Here is an 8,624-nt window from a genome sequence, read left to right as displayed (position 1 = left end):
GCAATAGCTATTGCGTCCGCCGCAGGTTATTGCGTCAGCGGAGGGTGGGCGGCGCCCCAGTGGCCTAGGGCGGCGATCGCCTCGCGCAGGTCGCGGCCTCGGTCGGTCAGGGCATAGGCGCGGGTGTTGTGGCGCAATGGCAGCCGATAGAGCACGCCAGCTGTTTCGAGTTCGCGCAGCCGGGTGGCCAGGATGTTCGTCGGCACGCCGAGGTCGCGCTGCAGATCGCCATACCGCTGGGGTTCGTCAAGCAGGCGCTCCACGATGAGTAGGGCCCAGCGCGCGCCGACGATGTCGAGAGCGGCGGCGAGATCGCTCACGCGCCCGGTTCGGCGTCCGGCTTCATCCAGAACGGCGAGTAGTGATAGCCGTCGGGGTCGTCGAACTGGCGCTGGTACATGAACGGATAGTCGTCGGTGTCGCCGATCCGCCCGCCCGCGGTAGCCGCCCGCTCGATCAGCTCATCGACCGCCTCGCGGCTGTCGAGGTCGAAGGAGACGGTGACCTTCGAGGGAGTGTCCGGCCCGCCGATCAGGTCCTCGGTGCCGCCGACACTGGCATACCCCTCGCGGCTGCAGAGCATCAGGTATTGCTCCGGCGCGAGAGCAAAGCAGGACACATTGTGGTCGGACATCTCGGGATTGAGGGTCCAGCCGAGAGCGGTGTAGAACGCGGTCGTCCGCTCGACGTTGTCGACCGGGCAGGTGATGAAGAGGCTCATGACCGGCATACTTGCAAAATGCAAGTGGACACGTCAAGGGCCGGGGGTCCGGCGCTCCTCGGCGATCGAGTTGCCGCCGTCGACGAGCAGGACCTGGCCGGTGATGTATGCCGCGCCGGGAGAGGCGAGGAAGGCAATGGCGGCGGCGATCTCGTCGGCGGTGCCGGATCGGCCGGCCGGAACCAGCTCGCCTTCGGTCACCTCGCCAGGTGTTTGGGAGCCGGTGGCGATCCAGCCCGGCGCGACGACATTGACGGTGACGCCGTGGCGCGCCTCGTCCACGGACAACGCGCGCGCGAGCCCGACGAGGGCGGCCTTGGCCGCGGCATACGCCACCTCGCCCCGCATGGTCATCGCGGCCCCGGTCACGGAGGAGACCAGGATGATCCGGCCGGCGCCGCTCGCGCGCAGGTGGGGCAGGGCTGCGCGGCAGGTGAGGTATGCCGCGTCGAGATTCCGCGCCAGCGACGCCCGCCACCGCTGCGGGTCGGTCTCGTCGATGGAGCCAGCGAGGTAGTCACCGTCCAGCGCGGACACCATGCCGGCGTTGGTGACCAGGATGTCGAGGCGCCCGTGTGCGGCATACGCCTGCGCAACAAGGGAACTCGCGTCCTCCTCCCGCGTGAGGTCGCCGACCACCCCGAGCGTCGGTATGCCGCGCGCCCCCAGTTCTGCGGCGCGCTCGTGCACCCGGTCCGTGGTGGCGGCGAGAGTGAGAGACGCGCCGAGGTCGCCGAGGAGGCGCGCCGCGGCATACCCAATGCCTGTCGGGGAGCCGGCACCCGTGACGAGAGCTGCTCGGCCGCTGAGGTCGAATGGTGGCGGTGTCCTCATATCTGCAGGTTCTCCAGTGGCCGCCAGCCGTGGGCGAGGGCGCGAGTGTCCCGGTCGAAACGGAAGAAGTGTCCTTGGCCTGGCTGGTCGAGATCGCGCGTGATGGCCTGGCCCAGGAGGTGGCACAGCAACAGCGTGCCGACGCCGCCGTGGGCGACGATGACGATATCGCCGTCGCCGGAACGAGGGTCCGCGAGAACCGACTCGAGCGCCGCGACAATCCGGGCCTGCTCGTCGGCGGCCGTCGCCCAGCCTCGGACACTTCGTTCGGGGTGGGCGAAGAAGGCATCCGCGAGTTCCTCGAACTGCTCAGGTGGCACGAATCCCGTTGCACTGCGGTCGTTCTCACCCAACTGTGCCAACTCAAGCCGGGGTATGCCGCCCGCCACCAGCTCCGCGGTCTCCCGCGCCTTGGTCTCGGTCGATCCCCACACGACTGTCACGGCGTCGAGGAAGGGCGCGCCGGCGATGGCGGCGGCCCGCTGCCGACCCACCGCCGAAAGACCCCAGTGCGGAACCGGAGTGTCGGGGTCGACGACGACCTGCGGGTGGGTGAGGAACCAGACCGAACGACGCGGTGTCATGCTGTCGACGCCGAGGCTGCGGTCGCCAATAGGTCCTCGATGGCGCTGACGATGTGCGGGTCTGTCGGGTAGTTCGTGTTCAGCCAGGCAAGGATTGCGCGAGCGCCGTCGACATTGTTGCCGTATCCCGGGGCCATCCGGGAGTAGTCCGGTTGGTCGCCGCCGCGCGTGCTCTCCACCCGACGGGTGGCTTCGAAGGGGTCCGGATCGGCCCAGGTCGTGCCTGGGTCAAGGCGCTGGAGCGCGAGGACCCGGTCGACGGCATAAACCTGGATGAACCGCATGGCCGTCAGGCGTTCGCCGCGCAGCTGTCGATGAAGTCCCACGAATAGATTGGTCAGGGCCTCGTTGAGATGGAACTCGACGGTATCGAGCGCGCCTCTGGCGGGAGGATCGATCTCGTCGTAGTGGAAGGCCGGTCTGCTCCAGACAACGCGGACGCCGCTCAGCGGGAGGGCCTGGAGCTCCGCCGGCGTGAAGATGGCGTACTCCAGGAAGAGGCCGTCGGCGAAGAGCGCTTTGCGGCCGTTCGGGTCATTGACGAACTCGTAGATCACTTCGCCGCCGAAGCCGCCAAGCCAGGCGATGTCGTCGAGGTAGCGACGCTTGGCGTCCGCGTCCGTGACGACGACGAAGAAGTCGATATCGGAGTGATCGTCAAAGCGGTGCGTCTCTTGGCCGGCCGAGCCGAGGCCCAAGATCGCGATGACACTCGGATCGCCGCTGACTGCGGTGGCGAGTCGGTCTAGGCGGTGCAAGTCTTCGCGCATAACGCCGTCCTTTCTCTGATGAAGGAGGTCGACGTGTCAGCCCGCGCGGGTCTTCTCCCGCCGAGGTCGCGACCTGGCCACTCTAGCGCCGCGGGATTCTCAGCCCAGGGCGGCACGGCGGCGGGCCGGGTGCATCAACACATCGACGTTGTCGGTTCGCTGCTCGATGCTGCCGAGCCCGGGCGGGAGGTCGCGCACTAGCGGGTCGTCAATGCTGTCCGGGAGTTCGGGCACGAGGTGTGGATCGACATGGAGGTATGGCCGGTCCCAGAACGGGACGGCGACAGGCGTGGCCGAGGGCAAGCCGATTCGTCGCTGGTGGGTGGCCAGTGCTTCTAGGGCGCTCGCGAGGTGGGCCCCTCGGGCGTGCCAATCGTCGGCTCGGAGCGCCTGGCCCAGTGCTGTCCCGATTGCGGGGTCGAGCGGCAACCGAGTGAAGAGTGTGCCGCGCCACTTGGAATAGGGCGCCCACTGGCGACACAGCAGGAACCCGAGATGCATCGCCACGTCGACAAGGCGCCCGGCGATCACCCGCGAGCCGAGATCGTCGCCGCGGTCGCCGGCCCGCTGCATCAGCGGAAGTTCCTGGTCGAGGCGTTGCCAGTCGCAGGCCACGAGATAGCGCCAGAGGTCATCGGGCCACCACACCAGGGCCTCGCGTAGGGCCGTCAGGTCGCCGGCGTCGTCGCGGAAGACCTCACCGGCGGTGACGTCGAGAGCCGCCTGACCGGTGAGGCTCAGCCAGTCGTATGGTGACGGGTCGCCGCGCGGGTCGAAGCCCAGGTTCTCCTGCGCGAACCGGTCGAGCGTGGACACGTCGATCCGCACCCGCTCGGTCGGGTCGCCCGACATCCCGAACCGGATCGGGAAGCCCCGAAATCGTTGGGGGAGTTGCTGGTCCAACGTAACGCTGACTCGGTCAACGTCGCGCTCGCCGACGAACAACTGCAGGCGCAGCCCCCAGTCGTGATCGCGCGACATCTCGTCGTCCAGTCCGAGGACGTCCGATCCGGTGCCGAGGCGAGCCGCGGCATACCCAAGATTCGGGAACTCCTGCCGGAGCACGGGGGAGACCAACTCAACGAAGTAGGTGCGCGCCAGCGCGAGTCCCTGCACCGCTGCGCTCATGACCCACGGGTAGGCCTGAGCTTTGGCACCACATACGGTGCCAAAGCACAGACCTTATCCACGCGACTCAGACCGAGGCGGCGAAGGCCTCGCCGAAGATGTCCATGCCCTCGTTGAGCAAGTCGTCGCTAATCGTCAGCGGCGGCAAGAAGCGGAAGACATTGCCCAAGGTGCCGCAGGTCAAGGTAACCAGGCCGCGCTCGTGGCAGGCCTTGTTGATCGCGCCGGTGAGAGCGGCGGCAGGCGCCTTCGTCACGCGATCCTCCACCAACTCCATCGCGATCATCGCGCCGCGGCCACGCACCTCCCCGACCTGCTCATACTTCTCCGACAACTCGCCGAGGCGAGCCTTGAGGATGCCCTCGATCTCGCGCGCCCGACCGGCCAGGTCGTCGGCTTCCATCGTCTCGATCGAGGCGAGCGCCGCGGCGCAGGCGACGGGGTTGCCGCCATAGGTCCCGCCCAGGCCGCCGCCGTGGATGGTGTCCATGATGTCGGCGCGACCGGTGATGCCGGAGAGCGGCATACCGCCGGCAATGCCCTTGGCGGTGACGATGATGTCCGGCACGACCTCCTCGTGATCGACGGCGAACCAGTCACCGCTGCGACAGAAGCCGGACTGCACTTCGTCAGCGATGAAGAGGATGTCGTGGTCGCGGCACCACTGCGCCAGCGCGGGCAGGAAGCCGGGCGGCGGGACGATGAAACCGCCCTCTCCCTGGATCGGCTCGATGATGACGGCCGCGGTGTTCTCCTCGCCGATCTGGGCATGAATCTGGTCGGTGATATAGCTGAAAGCCTCTGCCTCGCAGTGCTTTTCGCCGCCCGGCCAGCGGTAGGGGTAGGCCATCGGCACGCGGTAAAGCTCGGAGGCAAAGGGCCCGAACTTGTGCTTGTAGGGCATGTTCTTGGCCGTCATCGCCAGGGTCAGGTTGGTGCGTCCGTGGTAAGCATGATCGAAGGCGACGATCGCATCCTTGCCGGTGTAGTGCCGGGCCACCTTGACCGCATTCTCGACCGCCTCCGCCCCGGAGTTGAAGAGCGCCGTGCGCTTCTCGTGGCTTCCGGGCGTCCGCTTGTTCAGCTCCTCGCAGACCTCGACGTACTCCTCATAGGGCGTGACCATGAAGCAGGTGTGGGTGAAGTCGGCGATCTGCTTCTGCACCGCATCGATGATCCGCTGGTTGCCATTGCCGACGCTCGTGACGGCGATGCCGGAGCCGAAGTCGATGAGCTGGTTGCCATCGACATCGCGCAGGATCCCGTCCTGTCCGGACTCGACATAGATCGGCAGGCCGGTGCTCACCCCCGTCGAGACCGACGCCAACTTCCGCTGATGAAGCTCGTGCGACTTCGGGCCGGGGATGGCGGTGTTGAGGATGCGGCGCTGCTCGATCATGCGGCCGATCCTAGGGCGTGGCGTCAAGGCGGTCGGAGGGCGCTGGTGAGCATGGCAGGATTTAGTAATGACGCCGACCTCACCGGGCTGGTACGACGACCCGCATCAGGCCGACCAACTGCGCTACTTCGATGGCATCGTATGGACCGCGCACGTCGCCCCCCGCCGGACCCGGGAGGCGGCCCCCGCCCCGATCGTCCCGGCGCCCCCCACGGCGCCAGGGGGTGAGCCTGGAGCGCAGTCGCCCGTCGGGCAGGAGCCCGCTGACCCCTATGGCTGGCGAACCCCGCAGGCCGGCCCGCCCGCCGCGGGCGGCGGTCAGCAGCAGTGGCCGGGTCAACAGCCGGGTCAGCAGTGGCCGGGGCAACAGCCGGGTCAGCAGTGGCCGGGGCAACAGCCAGGGCAACCGCAGCAACAGTGGCAACAGACACCGCCATACGCCGGGCCGGTGACTCCCGATGGCGTCCCGCTCGCGGGCTATTGGCAGCGGGTCGGTGCCTCGATCCTCGACTCGCTGCTGGCCGGGGTGATCTCGGGGATCCTCGGTGGCTGGCTGATCTGGAAGGCGATGGCTCCGTGGTGGAAGGACCTCATGGACGCCGCCCAGCGTGACGACACGAGCGCGATGGAGAACCTCTCCCGCAACCTCTCGGACCAGCTGAACTCCGGCTACTTCCTGGCCTATCTCGGCCTCACGCTCGCCGTGCACCTGATCTATCACGTGTTCTTCCTGACCCGCAGCGGGGCGACTCCGGGCAAGCGCGCGGTCGGGATCAGCGTGCGCCGGGTCGGCGCGCCCGGGCCGCTCACCCTCGTCGCGGCTCTGCGGCGGCCGGCAGGCCATCTCCGTTTTTACCAACATCCTGGGCGTGATCCCCGGGTTGTTCGGCTTCATCGGCTCACTCATCTCGCTTGCCGACGTGCTGTTCCCACTGCGCGACGCCAAGCGGCAGGCGTTGCACGACAAGATGGCCGACACCGTCGTGGTGCGCGGCCAGCAGCCGAAGCGCTCCTAGGGGCGGATCGTCCCGGCGCATTCACCGAGCGCGATGCGGCTGCCGTTGGCACCGGTTGCGCTCGCGCGCAACACGATTCGGTCGCCGTCTTCGAGGAACGTCCGGGGCGATCCGTCGGCCAGGGTGACGGGCTCCTGGCCACTCCAGGTGAGTTCCAGGAAGCACCCGCGCGACTCCTTCTCGGGGCCACTGATCGTGCCCGAGCCGAAGAGATCACCGCTGCGGATGCTCGCCCCGTTCACGCTCAGGTGGGCCAGCATCTGCGCGGGCGACCAGTACATGTCGCGATAGTTCGGCCGACTCACGACCGTGCCATTCCAGTCGACCTCGCACGCAATCTCCAGGCCGTATGCCGCGTCCCCGCGCAGGTAGGGCAGCGGCACCGGGTCCTGGCCCGGCAGGGCGACGCGGGCACTCGCCAAGGCGGCCATCGGCACCACCCAGGCCGAGATCGACGTGGCAAAACTTTTCCCGAGGAAGGGACCGAGCGGGACGTACTCCCAGGCTTGGATGTCGCGCGCCGACCAGTCGTTGAGCAGGACGACACCGAAAATGTGGTCCCAGGCGTGGTCGAGGGGAACGGGTTCGCCGATCATGCTGGCGCCTCCGACAACAAAGCCCAACTCGCATTCGATGTCGAGCCGCCGGCTGGGTCCGAACGTCGGCGCCGGGTCGGCCGGGGCCTTGCGCTGGCCGCTCGGCCGGGCGATGTCGGTGCCCGAGACCACAATGGTGCCGGAGCGGCCGTGGTAGCCGATCGGCAGGTGTTTCCAGTTGGGGGTGAGAGGTTCGGAGTCGGGACGGAAGATGCGCCCGACATTGGTGGCGTGATGCTCGCTGGCATAGAAATCGACGTAGTCGGCGACGTCGATCGGCAGCCTTAGGGTGAGGTCGGCCAGGGGGTGCAGGTGCGTGGCGACGCAGTCGTCGCGCTCCGTGCCGCGCAGGGTCTCCTGCAGCCACGCCCGGGCGGCGGCCCAGGCCTCCGGGCCTTGGTCGAGGAAGGCGTTGAGGCTGGGGGAGTCCCAGACACGGCCCGACTCCATCCCGGCGCGCTCGGCGAGGCCCGCGATGTCGAGCGCGTGATCGGCGACGCGGACGACGACGCGCGGGCCGCCGGGGAGGTCGGCCACGCCATACGGCAGGTTCTCCAGGCCGAAGGCCTCGTCAGCGGGCAGGTCGTGCCACCAGCTCATCGGTCACTCACTTCCGTGGAGTTGGCCGAGCTCGATGAGCCCGGCGATGGGGTCGGACACCGCGCAGCAGCCGTATGCCGCGAAGGCCCCGCGCACCCTCGTCACCGCGGCGGGGGTCAGGTCGGCGAGCGCGGCGAGGAGGGGTTCGGGGTCGCGGGAGGCGAGCCAGGTCGCCAGGACGGGGCGCGGCATACCTCCCGCGGCGGCGGCGACGGCGGCCAGAACGTTGAGGAAGCCGTGCTGCGGCTCTTTGGCCGCTGATCCGAGGACGGGATAGTCGCCGCGGACGGGGTGATGGAGTCCGCCGGTGAGCTTGAGCGGGACCTCCATCGCGACGGCGGCGCTGAGGACTTCGGCGAGTTCGCGTTCGTCGGGCCACGGCCACGTCGGGGTCTCGCCGGTGCGGAACTTGACCAGGATGTCGGTGGCCTCGCTCTCGTGGGCGACGGCGGCATCGGTGAGGGCAAGCGCCTGGTCGAACCCGCGGGGGAGCTCGACGACCAGGCGCGGCGCCTGAATGTCGGCGTCCCGCCAGTCGGGCTGCCACCCGAACTCGGCCCCGCGCAGGTCCAGTCTGTCATCCGTATGGGCCGTGCGCGTCGCCCCCGCGAGCGCCCCAAGGTCGGCGCCCGGCCGGGCCACCACCACGAGATCGAGGGGGCCGGCTGCTCCGGTCTGGGTCCACAGGCTCGCCGCCGGCTCCACCATGTCGGGGGAGAGGAGTAGGGGGCCGACCAGATCGGCATACGGGCCCTCGCGGTGGGTGCGGTGTTGGGCGAGGGCGTCGGCGAGGCTGAGCGCCGCCGGCGGGAACACCGCCGCGTCGTCGAACAGGGCGGTGAGCAGCGCGCGCGGCATCGGTGACACCCCCCAACCGTAACCGCCCCGTCCCTTCCGAACTTGAGCACGCCGTACGTTCTTGAGCACGCCTTCCAAGGCGTGCTCAAGAACGTACGACGTGCTCAAGTTCGGAAGG

General features: G+C 68.7%; 10 protein-coding genes and 1 pseudogene. 2 read left to right on the top strand and 9 right to left on the bottom strand.

The features are described from left to right. Positions 1–26: 26 nt before the first annotated feature. The 7 genes from BN13_RS14320 to gabT form a co-directional block, all read right to left on the bottom strand. Positions 27–320 carry a winged helix-turn-helix transcriptional regulator gene (locus BN13_RS14320; RefSeq protein WP_048547933.1) on the bottom strand — a complete coding sequence of 98 codons (294 nt, stop codon included), beginning with the start codon at positions 318–320 and terminating at the stop codon, positions 27–29. Continuing rightward, positions 317–721, bottom strand: a complete 405-nt coding sequence (locus BN13_RS14315; protein ID WP_048549231.1) for a VOC family protein — start codon at positions 719–721, stop codon at positions 317–319. Before BN13_RS14315 ends, BN13_RS14320 begins: the two co-directional genes overlap by 4 nt. Positions 722–754: 33 nt before the next feature. Beyond that, the gene (locus BN13_RS14310) at positions 755–1,555 is read right to left on the bottom strand and encodes an SDR family NAD(P)-dependent oxidoreductase (RefSeq protein ID WP_048547932.1); all 801 of its coding nucleotides are present in this window, start codon (positions 1,553–1,555) and stop codon (positions 755–757) included. After that, entirely contained in the window at positions 1,552–2,139 is a 588-nt protein-coding gene (locus BN13_RS14305) for a histidine phosphatase family protein (protein WP_048547931.1), read from the bottom strand. Before BN13_RS14305 ends, BN13_RS14310 begins: the two co-directional genes overlap by 4 nt. Next, positions 2,136–2,909, bottom strand: coding sequence for a hypothetical protein (locus BN13_RS14300; protein ID WP_048547930.1), 774 nt, complete (start codon positions 2,907–2,909; stop codon positions 2,136–2,138). Before BN13_RS14300 ends, BN13_RS14305 begins: the two co-directional genes overlap by 4 nt. A gap of 99 nt (positions 2,910–3,008) precedes the next feature. After that, complete coding sequence (locus BN13_RS14295; protein ID WP_048547929.1) at positions 3,009–4,037, bottom strand: DUF4037 domain-containing protein; 1,029 nt, start codon at positions 4,035–4,037, stop codon at positions 3,009–3,011. A 67-nt stretch (positions 4,038–4,104) separates the two neighbouring features. After that, a complete protein-coding gene (gene gabT / locus BN13_RS14290; RefSeq protein WP_048547928.1) occupies positions 4,105–5,436 on the bottom strand; it encodes a 4-aminobutyrate--2-oxoglutarate transaminase in 1,332 nt (443 codons plus the stop codon). 67 nt (positions 5,437–5,503) lie between these two features. Between gabT and BN13_RS20985 the strand changes: the two are divergent. Beyond that, positions 5,504–6,259 (top strand): annotated as a pseudogene (locus BN13_RS20985) (RDD family protein); the annotation flags it as partial. 46 nt (positions 6,260–6,305) lie between these two features. After that, positions 6,306–6,452: an RDD family protein gene (locus tag BN13_RS19360; protein WP_162199967.1), complete on the top strand. Its 147-nt coding sequence runs from the start codon at positions 6,306–6,308 to the stop codon at positions 6,450–6,452. Here the strand turns inward: BN13_RS19360 and fahA are convergent. After that, positions 6,449–7,648, bottom strand: coding sequence for a fumarylacetoacetase (gene fahA / locus BN13_RS14285; protein WP_048547927.1), 1,200 nt, complete (start codon positions 7,646–7,648; stop codon positions 6,449–6,451). The genes BN13_RS19360 and fahA overlap by 4 nt on opposite strands. 3 nt (positions 7,649–7,651) lie before the next feature. Further along, positions 7,652–8,515: a hypothetical protein gene (locus tag BN13_RS14280; RefSeq protein ID WP_157038603.1), complete on the bottom strand. Its 864-nt coding sequence runs from the start codon at positions 8,513–8,515 to the stop codon at positions 7,652–7,654. Positions 8,516–8,624 lie beyond the last annotated feature (109 nt).

This window comes from Nostocoides jenkinsii Ben 74 (assembly GCF_001046875.1).
GTDB classification, from domain to species: domain Bacteria; phylum Actinomycetota; class Actinomycetes; order Actinomycetales; family Dermatophilaceae; genus Nostocoides_A; species Nostocoides_A jenkinsii.
Note: the sequence above shows the minus strand (reverse complement) of the source record. Positions and strands in the feature narration are given on the sequence as shown.